The organism is Leclercia sp. GHBNCSD (assembly GCF_055805075.1).
In genome coordinates this window covers 2,054,359-2,076,215 of record NZ_JBQVYO010000001.1, presented here as the reverse complement: position 1 = coordinate 2,076,215, position 21,857 = coordinate 2,054,359, and the positions used below count along the sequence as shown (strand labels likewise).

General features: G+C 59.3%; 19 protein-coding genes. 12 read left to right on the top strand and 7 right to left on the bottom strand.

Going from position 1 to position 21,857, the window contains the following annotated elements; translation table 11 throughout:
* Positions 1-42: 42 nt before the first annotated feature.
* Positions 43-879 (bottom strand): HTH-type transcriptional activator RhaS, encoded by an 837-nt coding sequence (rhaS, locus tag ACT3IC_RS10015; RefSeq protein WP_103177527.1) that lies wholly within the window; start codon positions 877-879, stop codon positions 43-45.
* Between the two features lie 300 nt (positions 880-1,179).
* Here rhaS (ACT3IC_RS10015) and rhaB point away from each other — a divergent pair, with 300 nt between their 5' ends.
* From rhaB to rhaM, 9 genes are all read left to right on the top strand, one after another.
* On the top strand, positions 1,180-2,649 hold the full coding sequence (rhaB, locus tag ACT3IC_RS10010; protein ID WP_290567611.1) for a rhamnulokinase: 1,470 nt from the start codon (positions 1,180-1,182) through the stop codon (positions 2,647-2,649).
* Complete coding sequence (gene rhaA / locus ACT3IC_RS10005; RefSeq protein WP_159340296.1) at positions 2,646-3,905, top strand: L-rhamnose isomerase; 1,260 nt, start codon at positions 2,646-2,648, stop codon at positions 3,903-3,905. Before rhaB ends, rhaA begins: the two co-directional genes overlap by 4 nt.
* A 96-nt stretch (positions 3,906-4,001) precedes the next feature.
* Positions 4,002-4,832: a rhamnulose-1-phosphate aldolase gene (gene rhaD, locus ACT3IC_RS10000; RefSeq protein ID WP_103177530.1), complete on the top strand. Its 831-nt coding sequence runs from the start codon at positions 4,002-4,004 to the stop codon at positions 4,830-4,832.
* Positions 4,833-4,913: 81 nt separating this feature from the next.
* Positions 4,914-5,900: a rhamnose ABC transporter substrate-binding protein gene (gene rhaS, locus ACT3IC_RS09995; protein WP_103177531.1), complete on the top strand. Its 987-nt coding sequence runs from the start codon at positions 4,914-4,916 to the stop codon at positions 5,898-5,900.
* Positions 5,901-5,968: 68 nt separating this feature from the next.
* Positions 5,969-7,471, top strand: coding sequence for a sugar ABC transporter ATP-binding protein (locus tag ACT3IC_RS09990; RefSeq protein ID WP_325941980.1), 1,503 nt, complete (start codon positions 5,969-5,971; stop codon positions 7,469-7,471).
* Entirely contained in the window at positions 7,471-8,475 is a 1,005-nt protein-coding gene (locus tag ACT3IC_RS09985; protein ID WP_103177533.1) for an ABC transporter permease, read from the top strand. Before ACT3IC_RS09990 ends, ACT3IC_RS09985 begins: the two co-directional genes overlap by 1 nt.
* Positions 8,472-9,476 (top strand): ABC transporter permease, encoded by a 1,005-nt coding sequence (locus tag ACT3IC_RS09980; protein WP_103177534.1) that lies wholly within the window; start codon positions 8,472-8,474, stop codon positions 9,474-9,476. Before ACT3IC_RS09985 ends, ACT3IC_RS09980 begins: the two co-directional genes overlap by 4 nt.
* Before the next feature lie 70 nt (positions 9,477-9,546).
* Positions 9,547-10,695 (top strand): lactaldehyde reductase, encoded by a 1,149-nt coding sequence (gene fucO, locus ACT3IC_RS09975; protein WP_103177535.1) that lies wholly within the window; start codon positions 9,547-9,549, stop codon positions 10,693-10,695.
* The gene (gene rhaM, locus ACT3IC_RS09970; RefSeq protein ID WP_103177536.1) at positions 10,692-11,006 is read left to right on the top strand and encodes an L-rhamnose mutarotase; all 315 of its coding nucleotides are present in this window, start codon (positions 10,692-10,694) and stop codon (positions 11,004-11,006) included. The genes fucO and rhaM overlap by 4 nt, the downstream gene beginning before the upstream one ends.
* Here rhaM and ACT3IC_RS09965 read toward each other — a convergent pair.
* The 4 genes from ACT3IC_RS09965 to ACT3IC_RS09950 form a co-directional block, all read right to left on the bottom strand.
* Positions 10,994-12,268, bottom strand: a complete 1,275-nt coding sequence (locus tag ACT3IC_RS09965; protein ID WP_114388311.1) for an MFS transporter — start codon at positions 12,266-12,268, stop codon at positions 10,994-10,996. The genes rhaM and ACT3IC_RS09965 overlap by 13 nt on opposite strands.
* A 44-nt stretch (positions 12,269-12,312) precedes the next feature.
* Positions 12,313-14,436, bottom strand: a complete 2,124-nt coding sequence (locus ACT3IC_RS09960) for an alpha-galactosidase (protein ID WP_473477317.1) — start codon at positions 14,434-14,436, stop codon at positions 12,313-12,315.
* A 104-nt stretch (positions 14,437-14,540) separates the two neighbouring features.
* The gene (locus tag ACT3IC_RS09955; protein ID WP_103177539.1) at positions 14,541-15,536 is read right to left on the bottom strand and encodes a LacI family DNA-binding transcriptional regulator; all 996 of its coding nucleotides are present in this window, start codon (positions 15,534-15,536) and stop codon (positions 14,541-14,543) included.
* Between the two features lie 19 nt (positions 15,537-15,555).
* Entirely contained in the window at positions 15,556-16,104 is a 549-nt protein-coding gene (locus ACT3IC_RS09950; RefSeq protein ID WP_103177540.1) for a helix-turn-helix domain-containing protein, read from the bottom strand.
* A gap of 103 nt (positions 16,105-16,207) precedes the next feature.
* Between ACT3IC_RS09950 and ACT3IC_RS09945 the strand changes: the two genes are divergently transcribed.
* Positions 16,208-16,867: an AzlC family ABC transporter permease gene (locus tag ACT3IC_RS09945; RefSeq protein ID WP_103177541.1), complete on the top strand. Its 660-nt coding sequence runs from the start codon at positions 16,208-16,210 to the stop codon at positions 16,865-16,867.
* On the top strand, positions 16,867-17,190 hold the full coding sequence (locus ACT3IC_RS09940; protein ID WP_103177542.1) for an AzlD domain-containing protein: 324 nt from the start codon (positions 16,867-16,869) through the stop codon (positions 17,188-17,190). The genes ACT3IC_RS09945 and ACT3IC_RS09940 overlap by 1 nt, the downstream gene beginning before the upstream one ends.
* A gap of 41 nt (positions 17,191-17,231) precedes the next feature.
* Here the strand turns inward: ACT3IC_RS09940 and ACT3IC_RS09935 are convergent, their stop codons facing one another.
* On the bottom strand, positions 17,232-17,444 hold the full coding sequence (locus tag ACT3IC_RS09935; protein WP_103177543.1) for a YdgH/BhsA/McbA family protein: 213 nt from the start codon (positions 17,442-17,444) through the stop codon (positions 17,232-17,234).
* A 114-nt stretch (positions 17,445-17,558) separates the two neighbouring features.
* Positions 17,559-18,359: a formate dehydrogenase accessory sulfurtransferase FdhD gene (gene fdhD, locus ACT3IC_RS09930; RefSeq protein WP_270094519.1), complete on the bottom strand. Its 801-nt coding sequence runs from the start codon at positions 18,357-18,359 to the stop codon at positions 17,559-17,561.
* A gap of 439 nt (positions 18,360-18,798) precedes the next feature.
* Here fdhD and fdnG point away from each other — a divergent pair, with 439 nt between their 5' ends.
* Positions 18,799-21,849 carry a formate dehydrogenase-N subunit alpha gene (gene fdnG / locus ACT3IC_RS09925; RefSeq protein WP_139156309.1) on the top strand — a complete coding sequence of 1,017 codons (3,051 nt, stop codon included), beginning with the start codon at positions 18,799-18,801 and terminating at the stop codon, positions 21,847-21,849.
* Positions 21,850-21,857 lie beyond the last annotated feature (8 nt).

The following is a 21,857-nucleotide window of genomic DNA, read 5'->3' as shown; positions in this document are numbered from 1 at the left end:
TATTACCCGCTTTGCGGCAATAAAACGGTGATTTTCCTCGCGTTACTGAAGTGAAGCATCCCGGCCCTGGCGAATATCGCGCGGCGACCAGCTAAATTCCCGGCGAAACAGGGTCGAAAAGTGGTTACTGTCGCCGAAACCGCAGCGATAGGCGATATCCGTGACGCTATCATCGGTATGGCGCAGCAGATGCCGCGCTTTAATCAGCCGCAGACGGTTCAGGTAGCGCTGCGGCGTCTGCCCGGTGTGCTGTTTGAGCTGGCGATGCAGGGTGCGCAGCGAGAGAGAAAAGTTATCCGCCAGCGTCTCCCAGCAGACATCCTCCGCGTAGTGATCTTCCAGCCAGGCCATCAGCTGGTTGAGGCGGGCGTCATTATCCGCCGCCCCTTCGACCAGGCTGCCGCGGCGCAGCAGCACCAGCAGTTGCATAAAGAGGATTTCACGGCTGGCGAGGGCGTGGGTCTCCTGCCCCTCTTCAGCCTGCTCCATCTGGCTCACCAGCTGGCGCACCTGTTGCAGCGTGGCCTGGTTCACCCGCCAGTGCGACGGATAGTGCCCGTCCAGCTCCTGGGGCAGGAGCTGGTTCAACCCCGACAAAAACTGGAACGCCTCCGGGGAGCGATAGAGCACGTTGGTCAGGCACAGGTTATCGGTATGTTCATACATGTGCCGGTCATGATCGCGCACGAAGCAGACCGTTCCGCCGCTGATGGTGTACGGCTGGCCGTTGAAGACGTGGATACCCGTACCGTGCTCCACGATCACAATCTCATGAAAATCATGATGATGTTCCGGAAAGGCAGCCTGGGGCAGCCGCGGCTCAATCGCCACAGGCGAGTGGCCTGAAGGAAAAAAATCCACGCTGTGCAGTACGGTCATAACGGGTCACCAGATGATAAGAGTTCTCAAAATAGTAATTTAGGGTTCCCCGCCTCACCTTAAATTTTCGACAGCAAATGGCGCAAACCCTGTCGCTTTTTCAAGAAGCGGCGGGAAAGATCTGGAAATGCGGTCACCGTCACATCGCCTGCAAGTGCCGTTAAAAACGGAAAATGTGAACTCTCTCACGTTCATCTTTGCTTTCTTGCCAGCGCCTGAAATGCGCTGTCAGTAGCAAGAAGGTCGCCTTCCCTTCCCTTTTTTACACTGTCCGGCAATGACTTCAGGAAGGACCGGACCATGACTTTTCGCCATTGTGTGGCTGTCGATTTAGGCGCATCCAGCGGCCGGGTGATGCTGGCAAGCTACCACCGCGAGGCGCGCACGCTTCAGCTTCGCGAAATCCACCGTTTCGTTAACTGTCTGCAAAAGCGGGACGGCTTTGACTGCTGGGATATCGACACCCTGGAAGCGGAGATCCGCACCGGGCTGAATAAGGTTTGTGAAGAAGGCATTCGCATCGACAGCATCGGGATTGATACCTGGGGCGTGGATTATGTTCTGCTGGACAGCAACGGCCAGCGCATCGGCCTGCCGGTCTCCTACCGCGACAGCCGCACCGACGGGGTAATGGCGCACGCGCTGGCGCAGTTGGGCAAGGCGGAGATCTATGGCCGCAGCGGCATCCAGTTCCTGCCGTTTAATACCCTCTATCAGCTGCGTGCCCTGGTTGAACAGCAGCCGGAGCTGGTGGCGAAGGTCGCCCACGCCCTGCTGATCCCGGACTACTTCAGCTACCGCCTTACCGGCCAGATGAACTGGGAATATACCAACGCCACCACCACCCAGCTGGTGAACATCAATTCCGATACCTGGGACGAGAACCTGCTCAACTGGACCGGCGCGCCGCGCGACTGGTTTGGCACGCCGACCCATCCGGGCAATGTAATCGGTCACTGGATTTGCCCCCGGGAGAATGCCATCCCGGTGGTGGCCGTCGCCAGCCATGACACCGCCAGCGCGGTGATCGCCGCCCCGCTAGCCTCAAAAGATGCGGCGTATCTCTCCTCCGGCACCTGGTCGCTGATGGGCTTTGAGAGCAAAACCCCCTACACCAGCGATAGCGCGCTGGCGGCCAACATCACCAACGAGGGCGGCGCAGAGGGCCGCTACCGGGTGCTGAAAAACATTATGGGGCTGTGGCTGCTACAGCGGGTGCTGAAGGAAAAAGGTATCAGCGACCTGGCTGCCCTGATCGCTGAGACGGAAATCCTGCCGTCGTGCCGCTTCCTGATCAACCCCAATGACGACCGCTTTATCAATCCGGCCAATATGAGCGCCGAGATTCAGGCCGCCTGCCGCGAAAGCGCGCAGCCGGTGCCGGAGAGCGCCGCCGAGCTGGCGCGCTGCATCTTCGACAGCCTCGCCCTGCTCTATGCCGAGGTGCTGCACGAGCTGGCCACCCTGCGCGAGAAGCCGTTCAGCCAGCTGCACATCGTGGGCGGCGGCTGCCAGAACCAGCTGCTCAACCAGCTGTGCGCCAACGCCTGCGGCATCACGGTGTTAGCCGGGCCGGTCGAGGCCTCCACCCTCGGCAATATTGGCATTCAGCTGATGACCCTCGACGAACTGAACAACGTCGACCAGTTCCGCCAGGTGGTGACCGGCAACTATGGCCTGACCACCTTTACCCCTCATCCCGATCATGAGATTGCCCGCTACCGAGCGCAGTTTCAGCAACAACGACCGACAAAGGAGCTTTGCGCATGACCACTCAACTTGAACAAGCCTGGGAACTGGCTAAACAGCGTTTCGCCGCCGTGGGCGTGGATGTCGAGGAGGCTCTGCGTCAGCTCGACCGTCTGCCGGTCTCTATGCACTGCTGGCAGGGTGATGACGTCGCCGGTTTTGAGAACCCGGGCGGGGCGCTGACCGGCGGTATTCAGGCCACCGGTAACTATCCGGGCAAGGCGCGTAACGCCGCCGAACTGCGGGCGGATCTGGAGCTGGCCCTGAGCCTGATCCCGGGTCCTAAGCGCCTGAACCTGCACGCCATCTATCTGGAATCCGACGAGCCCGTCGAGCGTAACGCCATCAAACCAGAACATTTTAAAAACTGGGTCGAGTGGGCGAAAGCTAACAAGCTGGGGCTGGATTTTAACCCCTCCTGCTTCTCGCATCCGCTGAGCGCCGACGGCTTTACCCTCGCCCACGCCAACGACGAGATCCGCCAGTTCTGGATCGACCACGTGAAGGCCAGCCGCCGCGTGTCGGCGTACTTTGGCGAGCAGCTTGGCACCCCATCGGTGATGAATATCTGGATCCCGGACGGGATGAAAGACATCACCGTTGACCGCCTCGCCCCACGTCAGCGCCTGCTGGCGGCGCTGGATGAAGCCATCAGTGAAAAGCTCGACCCGGCGCACCACATCGATGCCGTGGAGAGCAAGCTGTTCGGCATTGGCGCCGAGAGCTACACCGTGGGCTCCAACGAGTTCTACATGGGTTACGCCACCAGCCGCCAGACCGCGCTGTGTCTGGACGCGGGTCACTTCCATCCGACTGAAGTCATCTCCGACAAGATCTCCGCCGCGATGCTCTATGTGCCGCACCTGCTGCTGCACGTCAGCCGTCCGGTGCGCTGGGACAGCGACCACGTGGTGCTGCTGGATGACGAAACCCAGGCCATCGCCAGCGAAATTATCCGCCATGACCTGTTTGACCGGGTACATATCGGCCTCGACTTCTTTGATGCCTCCATCAACCGCATCGCGGCGTGGGTGATCGGCACCCGCAACATGAAGAAAGCCCTGCTGCGCGCTCTGCTGGAGCCCACCGCCGAGCTGCGCGCGCTGGAAGCCGCGGGGGATTACACCGCGCGTCTGGCCCTGCTGGAAGAGCAAAAATCACTGCCGTGGCAGGCGGTATGGGAGATGTACTGCCAGCGCAACGACGCCCTGGCGGGCAGCCAGTGGCTGGATAACGTCCGGGCGTATGAGCAGGACGTATTAGCCAGTCGCACGTAAATAACATTGCCGGGTGGCGCTTCGCTTACCCGGCCTACGTTTAGCTGTAGGCCCGGCAAGCGAAGCGCCACCGGGCGTTTTCAAAGGAATCAAAAAATGCAGACCATCACCCAATCCTGGTTCGTCCAGGGCATGATCAAAGCCACCTCCGACGCCTGGCTGAAAGGCTGGGACGAGCGCAACGGCGGCAACCTGACGCTGCGCCTGGATGACGCGGATATCGCCCCGTTTGAAGCGGATTTCCACGCCAAACCGCGCTATATCGCCCTGAGCCAGCCGATGCCGCTGCTCGCCAACACGCCGTTTATCGTCACCGGTTCCGGCAAATTCTTCCGCAACGTACAGCTCGATCCCACCGCCAATTTAGGGGTGGTAAAAGTGGACAGCGACGGCGCGGGCTACCACATTCTTTGGGGGCTGACTGACGAAGCGGTGCCAACATCTGAACTGCCGGCCCACTTCCTCTCCCACTGCGAGCGCATCAAAGCCACGGGGGGAAAAGACCGCGTGATCATGCACTGCCACGCCACCAACCTGATCGCCCTGACTTTTGTGCTGGAGAACAACTCAGACGTCATCACCCGTCAGCTGTGGGAAGGCAGCACCGAGTGTCTGGTGGTGTTCCCGGATGGCGTGGGCATTCTGCCGTGGATGGTGCCGGGTACCGACGAAATCGGCAGCGCCACGGCGGTGGAGATGCAAAAACATTCGCTGGTGCTGTGGCCGTTCCACGGCGTGTTCGGCAGCGGCCCGACGCTGGACGAAACCTTTGGCCTGATCGATACCGCCGAGAAGTCTGCGGAAGTGCTGGTAAAAGTTTATTCAATGGGTGGCATGAAGCAGACCATCACCCGGGAAGAACTGATTGCGCTGGGTAAACGCTTTGGCGTTAATCCTGTGCAGTCAGCGTTAGATCTCTACAAATAAGAACATCGCGCCCCGCTCATTGAGACGGGGCGAATCTACACCTGCAAACCCTACAAAACTCAATTAAGTGGAGTAAAAGCAATGAAAATAAAGACAAGCTTGATCCTCACCGTTGCCGCCCTGGCGTTGTCCGGTTCTGCTTTAGCTGAAGTGAAAATCGCCCTGGTGGCGAAATCCTTAGGTAACGGCTTCTTTGAAGCGGCAAACGTGGGTGCCCAGGAGGCAGCTAAAGAGTTGGGGGATGTCAAAGTCATCTATACCGGGCCGACCACCACCACCGCCGAAGCCCAGATCGAAGTCCTCAACGGGTTGATCGCTCAGGGTGTCGATGCGATCGCTATCTCCGCCAACGATCCTGACGCCGTGGTGCCGGTGCTGAAAAAAGCGATGCAGCGCGGGATCAAAGTGGTCTCCTGGGATTCCGGCGTGGCGAAAGCCGGGCGCCAGATCCACCTCAACCCTTCTAATAACGCGCTGATTGGCGAGACCAACGTCAAGCTGGCGGCCGACGCGCTGAAAGCGCTGAATGTGGAGAAAGGCGACGTGGCGGTGCTGAGCGCTACCCCTACCTCTACTAACCAGAACACCTGGATTGCCGAGATGAAAAAGGTGCTGCCGCAGTACCCGTCCGTCAATCTGGTGACCGTGGCCTATGGCGACGATCTCTCTGACAAGAGCTACCGCGAAGCGGTTGGCCTGCTTAAAACCTACCCGGATCTGAAAGTGATCGTCTCCCCGTCGTCAGTCGGTATCGTGGCGGCGGCGCAGGCGGTGAAAGATCAGGGCAAGATCGGCAAAGTGTACGTCACCGGCTTAGGGTTGCCGTCTGAAATGGCGGGCGCGGTGAAATCCGGCGCCAGCAAGAGCTTCGCCATCTGGAACCCGATTGACCTCGGTTATGCCGCGACTTACTTAGCGGATGATCTGGTGAAAGGCACGGCGACCAAAGACGAAGCCAGCATGGGCAAACTGGGCAAAGTGAAGCTGGATGCCGACGGCAACGGCGCGATGGCGGAGCCGTTCGTTTACGATGCCAGCAACATTGATAAGTTCTCAAAAATCTTCTGATGCGTTTTGTAGGCCGGATAAGCGTAGCGCCATCCGGCCTACAAAATCCCCTATGGTGGAGAACTATCATGACCCCATTACTGGCACTCAACGGCATCACCAAAGTTTTCCCTGGCGTGCGTGCCCTTGAAAACGTGCAGCTTGAACTCTGGCCCGGCAAAGTCACCGCCCTGATCGGTGAAAACGGCGCGGGCAAATCGACGCTGGTGAAAGTGATGACCGGCATCTACCAGCCCGACGAGGGCGAAATCCTCTATAAAGCGATCCCCATCCAGCTGCCGACCCCTGACGCGGCGCACAAGGTGGGTATTACCGCCATCCACCAGGAGACCGTGCTGTTCGATGAGCTGTCGGTCACCGAAAATATTTTTGTCGGTCAGTATCTCTATAAAGGCTTTTTCAAAAAGCTCGACTGGCCGGAGATGCACCGCCGGGCGCAGGCGATCCTCACCCGTCTGGAGGTGCAGATTGACCCGCGTGCGACGCTGAAAACCCTGAGCATCGCCCAGCGGCATATGGTGGCGATTGCCCGTGCGCTGTCGTTTGATGCCCAGGTGGTGATCCTCGATGAACCCACCGCTGCCCTGTCGCAGCATGAAATTCTCGAGTTCTATCAGATTGTCGAACGCTTAAAGCAGGAGGGAAAAGCCATCCTCTTTATCTCCCACAAGTTCGACGAGATTTTTGAGCTGGCGGATCACTACACCATCCTGCGCGACGGCGTATTTGTCGGCGCCGGGGCCATCAACGACATCACCGAAGAGCGGATGGTGGCGATGATGGTGGGGCGCGCCATTACCCAGACCTTCCCGAAGGTGGAATGCGAAAAAGGCGACACGGTGCTGGAGGTGAAAAATCTCTGCCACCCGACCGAGTTCGCCAATATTTCCTTTACCCTGCGCAAAGGCGAAATCCTCGGCTTCTATGGCCTGGTAGGCGCCGGGCGTACCGAGCTGATGCAGGCGCTCTCCGGCGTCTCGCGCCCCTCCTCCGGCAGCATTGTGCTGAACGGCAAAGCGCAGCATTTCCGCCAGCCGGCGGACGCCATCAAAGCCGGGATCGTCTGCGTGCCGGAAGAGCGCCAGAAGCAGGGAGCGATTATCGAGCTGTCGATTGCCCAGAACATCAGCCTGCCGCAGCTTGGCAAACTCAACGCCAGCGGCGTGCTGAACGACGCGCGCGAGTGGCAGCTGGCGGATGAATATGCAAAGCGGCTACAGGTGAAAGCCTTTAGCTGGAAACAGGCGGTGGAAACCCTCTCTGGCGGCAACCAGCAGAAAGTGGTGATTGGCAAATGGCTGGCGACCCATCCTGACGTCATCATTCTGGATGAACCGACCAAAGGGATCGATATCGGCTCCAAAGCGGCGGTGCATCAGTTTATGTCCGAGCTGGTCGGTCAGGGGCTGGCGGTGATCATGGTCTCCTCTGAACTGCCGGAAGTGATGGGCATGGCCGACAGGATCATCGTCATGCATGAAGGGTTAATGGTGGCGGAGTATCAGGCGGGGGGCGCGACGGCGGAAACCATCGTCAGCGCCGCCAGCGGTGCCAGACAGGAGGCCGCATAATGGTGCAACAACTGCTTAAACACCGCGAGGCGCTGCTGGCGGCGGTGATTGTGCTGATGGTGATCGCCATCGGCACCCGCGTCCCGTCGTTTATCGCGCCGGGTAACCTGGTGGAGATGTTTAACGACACCTCGATTCTGATCATCCTCGCCCTCGGCCAGATGATGGTGCTGCTCACCAAAGGCATCGACCTGTCGATGGCGGCGAACCTGGCGCTGACCGGGATGATTGTCGCCCTGATTAACTTTCATTACCCCGAGGTGCCGGTCTGGGTGCTGCTCATTCTGGCGACGGCCCTGGGCCTGCTGATGGGCGTTATCAACGGTCTGCTGGTGTGGAAGATGGGCATCCCGGCGATTGTGGTGACGCTTGGCACCATGAGCATCTACCGCGGGATTATCTTCTTGCTCTCCGGCGGGGGCTGGGTCAACTCCAACCAGATGGGGGCGGATTTCCTCGGCCTGCCGCGTGCGTCGGTGCTGGGTTTACCGGTGCTGAGCTGGTGCGCCATCGCCGCCCTGCTGCTGGTGGGCTATTTCCTGCGCTACAGCCGCACCGGGCGGGCGCTCTACACCGCAGGCGGTAACGCCACGGCGGCGTACTACACCGGGATCAACGCCGGCAAAATGCAGTTTGTCAGCTTCTGCCTCTCCGGGGCGCTGGCCGGGTTCTGCGGCTATCTGTGGATCTCGCGCTTCGCGGTGGCCTATGTCGACGTGGCGAACGGCTTTGAGCTTCAGGTGGTGGCGGCCTGCGTGATCGGCGGCATCAGCACCATGGGCGGCACTGGCCGGGTGTTAGGTTGCCTGTGCGGGGCGCTCTTCCTCGGCGTCATCAACAATGCCCTGCCGGTGATCGGCGTATCGCCGTTCTGGCAGATGGCGATTTCCGGGACGGTGATTGTGATTGCGGTGCTGCTCAACGAACGCGGCAACAAGCGCAAAGGACGGCTGATCCTGCGCGATGCGGCGCTGGCACGTCAGAAACAGGCGGTAAGATCATGAGTAAAGTGATGACCTCTGAAGAGATGAAAAATACCCCGGCTCCGGCGGGCATTTTCCAGCGCCTGCTGTGCTGGGAGGGTTTTCTGCTGGCGGTCACCCTGGCGGTGTTCGTGGGCAATGCCCTGGCCTCCCCGTACTTCCTGAATATCTGGAACCTGTCGGATGCGACCTTCAACTTCACTGAAAAGGCGATCATCGTGCTGCCGATGGCGATGCTGATTATCGCCCGGGAGATTGACCTGTCGGTGGCCTCCACTATCGCCCTGAGCTCCACGGTGATGGGCTTTTGCGCGGCGGCGGGGCTGGATACACCGTGGCTGGTCTGCGTGGGGTTAGGGGTTGGCCTGCTGTGCGGGCTGTTCAACGGCCTGCTGGTGACCCGCTTTAACCTGTCGTCGATTGTGATCACCATCGGCACCATGAGCCTCTATCGCGGCATCACCTACATTCTGCTGGGTGACCAGGCGCTTAATACCTGGCCGGAGAGCTTCGCCTGGTTCGGCCAGGGATACGTCTGGGGTGCGCTGTCGTTTGAGTTCGCGCTGTTTATGGTGCTGGCGGTGGTGTTTGCCTTCGTGCTGCACAAAACCAACTTCGGGCGTCGTACCTACGCCATCGGCAATAACCCCACCGGGGCATGGTATTCCGGCATCAACGTCAAGCGTCACAATCTGATCCTCTTCGCCCTGGTGGGGCTGATGGCCGGGCTGGCCTCGGTGCTGCTCACCTCGCGTCTGGGCAGTACCCGCCCGACGATTGCGATGGGCTGGGAGCTGGCGGTGGTGACCATGGCGGTGCTTGGCGGGGTCAATATTCTCGGCGGTTCCGGCAGCATGGTAGGCGTGATTATCGCCGCCTTCCTGATGGGGCTGGTCACCTTCGGCCTGAGCCTGCTCAACGTGCCGGGCATCGTGATGTCGGTAATTATCGGCGCAATGCTGATTGTGGTGATCTCCCTGCCGATCATCACCCGCCGCGTAATGCAGCGAAGACGGATCTAGTGCCGGGTGGCGCTGTGTACAAGCGCAGCGCCGCCGGGCATAAAAATCACCGTAATTAAGGAGAATTATCATGAGCTTTATGTTGGCGCTGCCGAAAATCAGCCTGCACGGCGCAGGCGCAATCGGCGATATGGTTAAGCTGGTGGCAAACAAACAGTGGGGCACCGCGCTGATTGTCACCGACGGTCAGCTGGTAAAAATGGGCCTGCTCGACAGCCTGTTTACCGCCCTCGACGCAGAGCAGATGTCGTATCATCTGTTTGACGCGGTCTTCCCGAATCCGACGGAAGAACTGGTGCAGCAGGGCTTTGCCGCTTTCCAGGATGCGCAGTGCGATTACATCATTGCCTTCGGGGGCGGCAGCCCGATCGACACCGCCAAAGCGATTAAAATTCTCACCGCCAATCCTGGCCCGTCTACCGCTTATTCCGGCGTCGGCAAAGTGCTCAACCCCGGCGTGCCGCTGGTGGCCATCAACACCACCGCAGGTACGGCGGCAGAGATGACCAGCAATGCGGTGATCATCGACTCTGCCCGTCAGGTCAAAGAGGTGATTATCGACCCGAACATCATCCCGGATATCGCCGTGGATGACGCCAGCGTGATGCTCGATATTCCGGCCTCCGTCACCGCCGCCACCGGGATGGACGCCCTGACCCACGCCATCGAAGCCTATGTCTCCGTCGGCGCTCACCCCCTCACCGATGCCAACGCGCTGGAGGCGATTCGCCTGATCGCCCACTGGCTACCGGAGGCGGTCGACAACGGACATAACCTGGAGGCGCGCGAGCAGATGGCCTACGGCCAGTATCTGGCAGGTATGGCCTTTAACAGCGCCGGGCTGGGGCTGGTGCATGCCCTGGCCCACCAGCCGGGCGCCACGCACAACCTGCCGCACGGCGTGTGCAACGCCATCCTGCTGCCGATCATCGAAAACTTTAACCGCCCGAACGCCGTGGAACGCTTTGCCCGCGTGGCCCAGGCGATGGGCGTGGATACCCGCGAGATGAGCGACGAAGCGGCCAGCATGGCGGCGATCAACGCCATCCGCACCCTGAGCAGTCGCGTCGGTATTCCATCCGGCTTCAGCAAGCTGGGCGTCACCAAAGCCGACATCGAAGGCTGGCTCGACAAAGCCCTCGCCGACCCCTGCGCCCCCTGCAACCCACGCAGCGCCAGCCGCGACGAGGTGCGCGAACTCTATCTGGAGGCATTATGATCCGCAAAGCCTTTGTGATGCAGGTGAACCCTGACGCACACGAGGAGTATGAACGTCGCCACAACCCCATCTGGCCCGAGCTGGAAGCGGTGCTGAAAGACCATGGCGCCCACCACTACGCCATTTATCTCGATAAAGAACGTCACCTGCTGTTTGCCACGGTGGAGATCGAATCGGAAGAGCGCTGGAATGCGGTGGCGAACACCGATGTCTGCCAGCGCTGGTGGAAATATATGGGGGAGGTGATGCCCGCTAACCCGGACAACAGCCCGGTGAGCACCGGGCTGAAAGAGGTGTTTTACCTGGCCTGATGTGTTAACGCTGCCGCGTTCGCGGCAGCGATCTCCCGCTTACTGCTCAACGTAAACGCCGACAATACCGTCACCGCCAGCACAAAACAGCCCAGCATCAGGTAGGTATCCTGGAAGCCGATCCGGTCATACATATTCCCGGCAAAGGCGGAGAGAAAAATCGCCGCCAGCTGTTTGGCGAAGTTGAAGCCAATCAGGTAGATGGTTGCGGACAGCCGGGTATCGAACACCCCCGTGATGTACTTGAACGCCCCCACCAGCAGGAACGGGACTTCCAGCGCGTGGAGCATCTTCAGGGCCACCACTTCGACGGCGGTGGTGGCAAATGACGAACCGATAATACGCGTCGCCATGATCACCCCGGCAATCAGCAGCGTATTTTTCGCGCCAATGCGGTTTATGATCCACGGTGAGCAGAACATGATGATGGCGTTGCAAATCTCTCCGGCAGTGGTCGCAAAACCGAACGCACGCGTGCCCTCCTCCGGCGTGGCGAAGAAGGTTTTAAAGAAGGTGGCGAACTGCTGATCGAAGACGTCATAGACGCAGGCCACGCCAATCACGTACAGAATAAACATCCACATTTTGCGCTGGCGGAACAGGTTGATGACGGTTTTGACGGTGATCTGCGGCTGGTTCGCGCCAAGGGCATTCATCACCTGCGCGGTCTGGTTCGGCTTCGGTTTAGCCACCACCAGCAGCAGCATCAGGACCAGCGCCGCGGCGGAGCCCATCCAGAAGACATACGACGGATCGATGCCAAACAGGATGCCGCCCGTCGAGGCGCACAGCCCCCAGCCGAGGCAGCCAAACATGCGCGCCTTGCCGTACTCAAAGAAGCTGTTGCGGCTTACGCGCTCAATATAGGCCTCAATGGCGCCCGATCCCGCCGAGAAGACAAAGCCGATATAGACCCCACCGCTCAGCGCCCCGAGCCAGATGTTGGTCTTCAGCAGCGGGGCGAAGACGTAGAGGAAAAAGGGCGCGAAGAGAAACAGCAGGACCGCGATGATCCACAGCAGATGTTTTTTCAGCCCCAGCTTGTCCGACACCACCCCCAGCACCGGCTGGAATGAGATGGCAAACAGCGAGATGCAGGAGAAGACGATCCCGGTATGGGTTTTATTCAGACCAATGATATCCGACAGCCAGATCGGCAGGAACGGAAAGCAGGTGGCCATGATGAAGAAGTAGAGAAAGAAGAACGACCCGAAGATCCAGAAGTTCGGATTGTCTTTATGGGTACAGGCAGTCGTGTTCATTATTTTTATCCTCAACTCAGGGCCGGTTGCCCGGCCCGTTACCCTTATACGCGTTCAACGCCAATCAGAATGGCGGTTTCCGGATCCAGAACCGGCAGGGCCAGCCCCGCCTGCATCAACCATTCGCCGCTCACCGTTTGCGGCGCCTCCATCCAGGCCGGCAGCTTGCGCATGGTGTGCCCTCCCTCCCCGGTCAGGCGGATATTGGGATGATCGAGCAGCGTGATGCGGTACCGGGCGTTGGCCGCCAGCCCCGGCATACGCAGCGGCATCATCAGGGTGTAGTCCGGCATCGCCATCTGGCTGACAATAAACAGCCCCTGACGCTGATCCGCGCTCACAATTCCCTGCGCCAGGGTGGTGCTGTCCGGCATATCCACCCGCCACTGGGTGCCGTGGTGGATCACCTCGCGCCACTGCTTATGCAGGGCCGCGTAGTGCCGGTAGCCTTCGCGCTCCTGCTCATCCACGGCGAGGGGATCCAGCTCCAGCCCCATATGGCCGAACAGCGCCGTCAGGCCCCGGAAGGCGATGCTGTGCTGGCGGAAAGTGGCGTGACATTTATGATGACCGATGTGCGCGCCCATCACCTCCGGCGGGAAGAAGTAGCTCATGCCACGCTGGATAGTATTACGTTCCAGCGCGTCGTTGTTATCCGAGGCCCAGAAGCGATGGCAGCGGGTCAGCACTTCATAGTCAATACGCCCGCCGCCGGAGGAGCAGGATTCAAACTCCACGTGCGGGAAGCGCTCGCCCAGGATATCCAGCAGGCGGTAGAACTGGCGGGTCTGGGCATCGGCCGCGGCCTTACCGTTATGGCCCGGCTGCACCAGCTCGCGGTTCATGTCCCACTTCACATAGTCAACCTGATGCTCACCCAGCAGCCAGCTCATGCGCTCCAGCAGGTAGTCGAAAGCGGCAGGAATGTTGAGGTTCAGCACCCACTGGTGGCGGCCGGTGGCCTGTTCATACCCCGGCAGGGCCAGCACCCAGTCCGGGTGGGCGCGACAGAGATCGGAGTTCGGGTTAATCATCTCCGGCTCAACCCAGATGCCAAACTCCATCCCGAGATCTTTGACGTGGTTGATCACCGGCGTCAGGCCGTTGGGGTATTTCTGCTCGTCGAGATACCAGTCCCCCAGCGCGGCATGGTCGTCATTGCGGCCTTTGAACCAGCCGTCGTCGATGATAAAGCGCTCCACCCCCAGCGAGGCCGCTTCATCCGCCATCCGCATGATGTATTCCGGGTCGTGGTTAAAGTAGATCCCCTCCCAGGTGTTGAGATGCACCGGGCGCGGTTTGTTCTCCGGAAAGCGGATGATGTTGGCGCGCAGATAGCGGTGGAACTGCTGGCTCATACCGTTCAGCCCGTGCGCGGAGTAGCTGGCATAAAGGCGTGGCGTCCACAGGGTTTCCCCCTCCTCCACCGCCATTTCCCCCGGCAGGTAAAGCGCTTCGGCCTGCAGATAACGGCGGCCATCGGTTTTGGCCTCCGCGCGCAGGCGATGGTTGCCGCTCCAGCCCAGATGCACGCCCCAGACGTCACCCTGCATTTCGCTAAAGCCCGGCGTGCCGCCGATCAGCGCCGGGAAATGCTCATGGGAGCTGCGGCCCCGGCGGTTTTCAATCACAAAGCTGTCGTGCTCCAGCAGCAGGCGATGCGGCTGAAATTCGCGGATCCAGCGGCCATGAAAGGCCATCACTTCGCGGGCACGCTCCGCCAGCGGCAGGGTGACAGCCAGGCGCTCCACCTGCCACGGCTGGCTTTTGAGGTTAGTCAGGCCGTGACGAACCGCCAGCACGCCGCTGTCATCAAGGGCTATCTCGCTGGTCAGACGCAGGCCAGCGATCTCATCTTCGGCGGTGAGAGTCAGACTTTGCCCCTGCTGCGCGACGGCCACGGTCCGAAACCGTGGCGAACCATCCAGACCCTGACGGTGGCCTTCAATGCCCGGCGCGCCAAACAGGCCGTGGGCAAGCTCCGCCATCAGCGTCACCGGCGAGTCAACGTCAAGCCGGCCGTTAGCAATCGGGCGGGAAAGCGTGGCCGCATCTTGCGGCGAAAAGTGGCGAAGGTGTGGCCCCCAGTAAAGAATTTCGGCGAACGGATGGGTTTTGATCATCACATCCACCGTTTCGCTCGCGAGTCGTAAAATAGCCTCTTGCATCGGACATCTCCTGTCATCGGGATATCCTGAGTGTTGATCCGAAACGTTTCGGATACAAACCAAAACGTTTCGGATTTGTGATCGGGTTTAGAAATTAGGGAGAATTATGCCGTCTGGCCCGGAGAGAATTCCGGTTGCCATAACACCTGAAGCTGGCTTATTTCGCTGCCATTAATCAGTTGCAGCACCATATCGGCGATCTGCTTACCCACGCCCTGACGGGTGGACTGGATCACCGCCGCCACGTCGATATCGACAATGCTGTCCTGCGGCAGGCCGTCATACACCACCAGCGACACGGCATGCTCGCCGGTTAAGCGTCCCATCTGCGCCAGCGCCATCGCCGCACCATCGCCGTGAGTGTTGCAATCGGTGACGATCGCTGTCGGGGGCGCATCCAGCGCCAGCAATTGTTGGGTAGTGGTATAGCCTGCGCGGCGTGAAGGCGGCATGGTGCGCAGCCATTCGCTGGAGAGTCCGGCCTCTTTCAGGGCATCGAGATAACCCTGACGGCGCTGAGTGATAAAAGCCTGATTGTGGCTTTCGCCCAGGTACGCGATGCGTTGATGCCCGCGCGCAATCAGGTGCTGGGTGGCAGTATGCGTGCCCGCATAGTTATCAAAGTCGAACCAGGCATAGGGCTTTGGCAGATGGCTGCGCCCGAGCGCCAGGAAGGGGAACCCGGCGGCCTGCAACTGCTCCAGACGCGGATCGTTATCCAGCGTATGGGCCACAATCAGCGCATCCACACGACGGCTCTGCACCATCCGCATATAGCTGTGTTTATCAGCCAGATCGTCGTCGGCAATGAGCAGTAAGTCGATCTCATGACGCGCTAATTGGTGGCTAATTTCGCCGACCATGTCCATAAAGACGCTGTTATTGAGCGGAACGGGATGAACCGGAAAGACCAGCCCCACGGCGTCGATCTTGCCCATCTTCAGACGCCGGGCAAAGGTATTCGGGCGATAGCCGCGCCGCTGCGCTTCAGCCTCCACGCGGGCCCGCGTCTCGCTGGAAACGTCATAATAGCCGTTGAGGGCGCGGCTTACCGTCGTTACCGACAGTCCCAGTTCTTTAGCAATGGCTTTAAGCGACATGATTATCCGTGTCTTTGGGTTAGTTTTGTTCCGCCACCATGAGCGCATACGTATCGGGCTCAAGGGCTTTGAAGAGATGCGGCTGGTCGGCAGGATAGCAAATATAGTCCCCTGGCCCCAGCTCCTCGGGCGATTCGGTCAGGCCAATCAGCGCCCGCCCCTTCATCACAATAATATGCTCAACCGAACCCGGCGGGTGCGGATGGGAGATACGATCCGCGCCGGGCTGGGCCATCAAAATATAGATATCGCGTCGGGCGCCCGGCGGGCATGCCGCCAGTAAAATGGCCTCATAGTTTGCCTGTTCCGCCACCACTTTTGTGCCTTCACCCAGGCGGATCACCTGGGTGGCAGGCTGCTGCGGTTCAAGCAGGCGGGCAAACGGAATATCCAGCGCCACACAGAGCGACCATAACGTTTCGAGGCTGGGGTTGCCGTTACCGGACTCCAGCTGGGAGAGCGTGGATTTGGCGATCCCGGCACGGCGGGCGATCTCCGCCAGTGAAAGCCCGGTCCGCGTGCGCTCTCGCACCAGACTTTTGGCGATCACGCTAATTGGCTGCGTCATAAAACGATCTCACACACTGTTAAAACGAACGAATCGTTCATCTTGATAAACGATCTTATTGCGTTCATTATAATGGATACTCGTTCGATATGGCTAAATTTGTATGAAGCACACATTCTCTTGTCTCAATGGCGACACGGTCAAAGCCATCATCCTGGTCTGTCTGGCGGTGGGCGTCGTGGGGATGTCCTACGGCTCGCTGGCGATGGCGTACGGTTTTCCGCTGTGGGTGCCGTTTGTTCTCTCCATTTCGGTGCTGGCGGGCGCCTCGGAATTTATGTTTATCGGCATTGTCGCCAGCGGCGGTAATCCCCTTGCCGCGGCCGCCGCCGGGCTGCTGGTCAATGCCCGCCACGTACCATTTGGCGTAACGGTGCGTGAGCTGGTGGGCAAACGCGGCGCCAGCTTGCTGGGCTGTCACATTATGAATGACGAAAGCGTGGTCTTTGGCCTGTCGCAAAAAACGCCGGAACAGCGTAAAGCCGCCTACTGGCTCTGCGGCCTGGGGGTGGCCATCATCTGGCCGCTGGGCACCCTGCTGGGAGCGATGGTCGGCAAACTGCTGCCGGAGCCGGAGACCATCGGGCTGGATGCGGTCTTCCCGGCCATTTTGCTGGCCTTAGTCGTGCCCGCCTTTAAAAACCGCACCACGCTGATTCGCGCCTGTAGCGGGGCGGCGTTGTCCCTGGCCGCGGTGCCGTTTGCGCCGGTGGGGCTGCCGGTGCTGCTCTCCCTGCTTGGCCTCGCGGCGAGGAAGAAATAATGGAAAATATAACCGTCTTTATTCTCGGCATCGCCCTGCTTTCCGCAGGCACCTACCTGATGCGTCTCGGCGGGGCGAAACTGGGCAGCCGGTTAGCGCTGTCTGAACGCTCCCAGGCGCTGCTCTCGGATGCGGCAACGGTGTTGCTCTTTTCGGTGGCGCTGGCGACCACCTTCTATGAAGGAGAACATTTCGCCGGGATGGCGCGGGTGTTGGGTGTGGCCTTTGCGGTGTTCCTCGCCTGGCGCAAGGTGCCGTTGATTTTCGTGATTGTCGCGGCGGCGGTGGTTACGGCGCTATTACGTCTGGCGGGCATAAACTAAAAAAGCGCCCCGGGGGCGCTCTTTCGACAGATGCTGTGTGCTTATTTGTTCAGTTCAGCGGTCATGTGTACACGGTTACCGGAGAAGGCCTGGGTAATGGTGTAAGAGGAAGCGCCTGCCTGCTCAGCCTGAGCGGCAATTTTCGCTTCCGCGCCATCAATGGTGCTGGCGGATGCGGTGACGGACTGGGCAGCGAAAGAACCGAAAGAAGTAGCCAGAGCGATAACAGCGACAAAAATTTTGATGCTTTTCATGATAGTGACCCTTTCAATAAGTTGTTGGTGTAAGGCGTCGTGCCTTGATGTGATAAATAATAGGCCTCATCACCAACAACTGATAGCGGAAGGATTTGCTTACTTCATTCAAAATTACTGATCAACAATCAACCGCTGCGGATGGGTATAGACCGTGGCTCTTCCCGGCTTGCAGAATCCCACCAGCGTCAGGTTGCAACGCTCTGCCACCTCAACCGCCAGCGTGGTGGCTGCGGATACCGCAAAGAGGATCTCTACGCCGCACATCGCCGCTTTTTGCACCATCTCGTAGCTGGCCCGGCTGGAGACCAGCGCGGCCCCCTGCTGCCAGGCGACGCTTTCTCCCGCCCGGCGGCCCAGCAGTTTATCCAGCGCCACATGGCGTCCGACATCTTCATGCCCGCCAGCAATCTCACCCGACGGCAGAACCCAGGCGGCGGCGTGCGTACATCCACTCAGATTGCCCACCGGCTGTACCGAGTTGAGATTTTGCAGCGCGATATCGAGGTTCGCCAGGGTGAAAGTCTGGCTGAAGGGCAGCGGCGTGATGGGCTTACCGATGTCGTTCAGCTGCTCCACGCCGCATACGCCGCAGCCGGTGCGCCCGGCCAGCGCGCGACGGCGCTCTTTAAGAGCCATAAAGCGTCGGCTGGAGAGTTCAATCTGCACTTCGAGACCATTGCACACAGATATCACCTCCATGCCGTAGATCTCACGCGGGTGCTCAATGATGCCTTCAGACAACGAAAAGCCGATGGCAAACAGCGCCAGATCTTTGGGGGAGGCCATCATCACCACATGGGAGATACCATTATAAACCAGCGCGACGGGCACCTCTTCCGCCAGAAAATCGGGAGTCGGGAGGCTAATCTGAGGGGGTCTGTGTACCCGGCGTTCTGCCACACCGGCAGGCAGTGACGTAAGGTGGGTATCACCATTTTGTTTCAACACAACGCATTTCCTGAGCAACCACGTGGGGAGGCCTGCTATTGCACCATACTTTTCCGGCCTGGCGCATAGTATGGATCAATTTTTACCGCTCTGTCCGCGCAACTTTACCTGAGGGACAAACCCGACGCATGAACAGGTTTGTAACAGTTCGGGGGCACCATGTGATCAATATCACATTTTATAATCATCACCGTGATAATACGTTCACTTTGTTTTAACGCCGTTGGAACAAGCGTACCGACATTGTGGTATTCTGGCATACCCCTCGTGGAAATGAGGGTTTAACGCAAATTTTCAACTTTGCGGTCAAAAAATCAACCGTGAAGTAAAACAATAATGACCCCAAATAATTCGCGCAGGCGTGAAGAGTGAAGGGTAGCAATGTCGAAACAAGGAGTGACCCATGCAGGTCAGCAGAAGGCAGTTCTTTAAGATCTGCGCTGGCGGTATGGCAGGCACCACGGCAGCAGCACTGGGCTTTGCGCCCGGCGTCGCGCTGGCGGAAACGCGGCAGTATAAACTGCTGCGCACCCGCGAAACCCGTAATACCTGTACATACTGCTCCGTCGGCTGTGGGCTGTTAATGTATAGCCTCGGCGACGGCGCGAAAAACGCCAAAGCATCTATTTTCCATATTGAAGGGGACCCGGATCATCCGGTTAACCGCGGCGCGCTCTGCCCGAAAGGGGCCGGTCTGGTGGACTTTATTCACTCCGAAAGCCGCCTGAAATATCCTGAGTATCGTGCGCCAGGTTCAGATAAATGGCAGCAAATCAGCTGGGAAGAGGCATTTGACCGCATCGCCACACTGATTAAAAAAGATCGCGATGCCAACTTTATTGCCCAGAATGCAGATGGCGTAACGGTAAACCGCTGGCTCTCCACCGGCATGCTGTGCGCCTCGGCCTCCAGCAACGAAACCGGCTATTTAACCCAGAAATTTACGCGCGCACTCGGTATGCTCGCGGTCGACAACCAGGCGCGTGTCTGACACGGACCAACGGTAGCAAGTCTTGCTCCAACATTTGGTCGCGGTGCGATGACCAACCACTGGGTCGACATCAAGAACGCCAACCTTATTGTGGTGATGGGCGGTAACGCCGCTGAAGCGCACCCTGTTGGGTTCCGCTGGGCGATGGAAGCCAAAATCCACAACGGTGCGAAACTGATTGTGATCGATCCCCGCTTTACGCGTACAGCGTCGGTGGCGGATTTCTACACCCCTATTCGTTCAGGTACTGACATCACTTTCCTGTCAGGCGTACTGCTGTACCTGATGACTAACGAAAAATATAACCGCGAATACACCGAAGCCTATACCAACGCCAGCCTGATCGTGCGTGAGGATTACCACTTCGAAGATGGCCTGTTCAGCGGTTACGACGCCGAAAAACGCAAGTACGACAAAACCAGCTGGAACTACGAGCTGGACGAGAATGGCTTTGCGAAGCGCGACACCACCCTGCAACACCCGCGCTGCGTGTGGAATCTGCTGAAAGAGCACGTTTCCCGCTATACGCCGGAGGTGGTCGAAAACATCTGCGGGACGCCGAAAGCGGACTTCCTGAAGGTGTGCGAGATGATCGCTGAAACCAGCGTTCACGATAAAACCGCGTCGTTCCTGTATGCCCTCGGCTGGACGCAACACTCCATCGGCGCGCAGAACATTCGTACCATGGCGATGGTTCAGCTGCTGCTCGGCAACATGGGGATGGCAGGCGGCGGCGTGAACGCCCTGCGCGGCCACTCCAACATTCAGGGTCTGACCGACCTCGGCCTGCTGTCGCAGAGCCTGACCGGTTACATGAGCCTGCCAAGCGAAAAACAGACCGACCTGCAAACCTACCTGACGGCCAGCACCCCGAAACCGCTGCTTGAAGGCCAGGTGAACTACTGGAGCAACTATCCGAAGTTCTTCGTCTCGATGATGAAAGCCTTCTTCGGTGACAAGGCGACGGCGGAAAACAGCTGGGGCTTTGACTGGCTGCCGAAGTGGGACAAAGGCTACGACGTTCTGCAGTACTTCGAGATGATGCACCAGGGCCAGGTCAACGGCTATATCTGCCAGGGCTTTAACCCGGTTGCCTCGTTCCCGAACAAGAACAAGGTTGTGGCATCCCTGTCGAAACTGAAGTTCCTGGTCACCATTGACCCGCTCAATACCGAGACCTCGACCTTCTGGCAGAACCACGGCGAATCGAACGACGTCGATCCGTCGACGATTCAGACCGAAGTGTTCCGTCTGCCATCCACCTGCTTCGCGGAAGAGAACGGCTCTATCGTTAACTCCGGTCGCTGGCTGCAGTGGCACTGGAAGGGTGCAGACGCCCCGGGCATCGCCATGAACGACGGCGAGATCCTGGCCGGTATCTTCTTACGTCTGCGTAAGATGTACGCGGCTGAAGGCGGCGCGAACCCGGAACCGGTGCTGAACATGACCTGGAACTACTCGACGCCGGAGAATCCATCCCCGGAAGAGGTGGCGATGGAGAGCAACGGTAAGGCGCTGGCAGACGTTATCGACCCGGCCACCGGGGCGGTGCTGGCGAAGAAAGGCGATCAGCTGAGTACCTTTGCCCATCTGCGCGACGACGGCACCACCTCCAGCGGCTGCTGGATCTTTGCCGGTAGCTGGACGCCGAAAGGCAACCAGATGGCTAACCGCGATAACGCCGACCCGTCGGGCCTCGGCAATACGCTGGGCTGGGCATGGTCGTGGCCGCTGAACCGCCGCATTCTCTATAACCGTGCCTCTGCTGACCCGCAGGGCAACCCGTGGGATCCGAAGCGTCAGCTGCTGAAGTGGGACGGCGCGAAGTGGGGCGGCGTGGATATTCCGGACTACAGCACCGCGCCTCCGGGCAGCGATGTCGGGCCGTTTATCATGCAGCCTGAAGGGATGGGACGCCTGTTTGCTATCGATAAGATGGCGGAAGGGCCATTCCCGGAACACTACGAGCCGTTTGAGACGCCGCTGGGCACTAACCCGCTGCACCCGAACGTGGTCTCTAACCCGGCCGCCCGTATCTTTAAGAGCGATTTCGAGGCGTTGGGCAAAAAAGACAAGTTCCCGTATGTGGGCACCACTTACCGTCTGACCGAGCACTTCCACTACTGGACCAAGCACGCGCTGCTGAACGCCATCGCGCAGCCGGAGCAGTTTGTGGAGATCGGCGAGAAGCTGGCGAACAAGCTCGGCATCGCCCATGGCGACACCGTGAAGGTCTCCTCTAACCGCGGCTACATCAAGGCCAAGGCAGTGGTGACCAAGCGTATTCGCACGCTGAACGTTCACGGTCAGGAGGTGGATACCATCGGTATTCCGATTCACTGGGGTTATGAGGGCGTGGCGAAGAAAGGGTTTATTGCCAACACCCTGACGCCGTTCGTCGGCGATGCGAACACGCAGACGCCGGAGTTTAAGGCCTTCCTCGTGAACGTGGAAAAGGTGTAACGGAGACG

What these genes read in the sequence shown, in the direction of transcription:
- rhaS (WP_103177527.1), bottom strand. Translation starts at nt 879, where the DNA reads ATGACCGTACTGCACAGCGTGGATTTTTTTCCTTCAGGCCACTCGCCT.
- rhaB (WP_290567611.1), top strand. Translation starts at nt 1,180, where the DNA reads ATGACTTTTCGCCATTGTGTGGCTGTCGATTTAGGCGCATCCAGCGGC.
- rhaA (WP_159340296.1), top strand. Translation starts at nt 2,646, where the DNA reads ATGACCACTCAACTTGAACAAGCCTGGGAACTGGCTAAACAGCGTTTC.
- rhaD (WP_103177530.1), top strand. Translation starts at nt 4,002, where the DNA reads ATGCAGACCATCACCCAATCCTGGTTCGTCCAGGGCATGATCAAAGCC.
- rhaS (WP_103177531.1), top strand. Translation starts at nt 4,914, where the DNA reads ATGAAAATAAAGACAAGCTTGATCCTCACCGTTGCCGCCCTGGCGTTG.
- ACT3IC_RS09990 (WP_325941980.1), top strand. Translation starts at nt 5,969, where the DNA reads ATGACCCCATTACTGGCACTCAACGGCATCACCAAAGTTTTCCCTGGC.
- ACT3IC_RS09985 (WP_103177533.1), top strand. Translation starts at nt 7,471, where the DNA reads ATGGTGCAACAACTGCTTAAACACCGCGAGGCGCTGCTGGCGGCGGTG.
- ACT3IC_RS09980 (WP_103177534.1), top strand. Translation starts at nt 8,472, where the DNA reads ATGAGTAAAGTGATGACCTCTGAAGAGATGAAAAATACCCCGGCTCCG.
- fucO (WP_103177535.1), top strand. Translation starts at nt 9,547, where the DNA reads ATGAGCTTTATGTTGGCGCTGCCGAAAATCAGCCTGCACGGCGCAGGC.
- rhaM (WP_103177536.1), top strand. Translation starts at nt 10,692, where the DNA reads ATGATCCGCAAAGCCTTTGTGATGCAGGTGAACCCTGACGCACACGAG.
- ACT3IC_RS09965 (WP_114388311.1), bottom strand. Translation starts at nt 12,268, where the DNA reads ATGAACACGACTGCCTGTACCCATAAAGACAATCCGAACTTCTGGATC.
- ACT3IC_RS09960 (WP_473477317.1), bottom strand. Translation starts at nt 14,436, where the DNA reads ATGCAAGAGGCTATTTTACGACTCGCGAGCGAAACGGTGGATGTGATG.
- ACT3IC_RS09955 (WP_103177539.1), bottom strand. Translation starts at nt 15,536, where the DNA reads ATGTCGCTTAAAGCCATTGCTAAAGAACTGGGACTGTCGGTAACGACG.
- ACT3IC_RS09950 (WP_103177540.1), bottom strand. Translation starts at nt 16,104, where the DNA reads ATGACGCAGCCAATTAGCGTGATCGCCAAAAGTCTGGTGCGAGAGCGC.
- ACT3IC_RS09945 (WP_103177541.1), top strand. Translation starts at nt 16,208, where the DNA reads ATGAAGCACACATTCTCTTGTCTCAATGGCGACACGGTCAAAGCCATC.
- ACT3IC_RS09940 (WP_103177542.1), top strand. Translation starts at nt 16,867, where the DNA reads ATGGAAAATATAACCGTCTTTATTCTCGGCATCGCCCTGCTTTCCGCA.
- ACT3IC_RS09935 (WP_103177543.1), bottom strand. Translation starts at nt 17,444, where the DNA reads ATGAAAAGCATCAAAATTTTTGTCGCTGTTATCGCTCTGGCTACTTCT.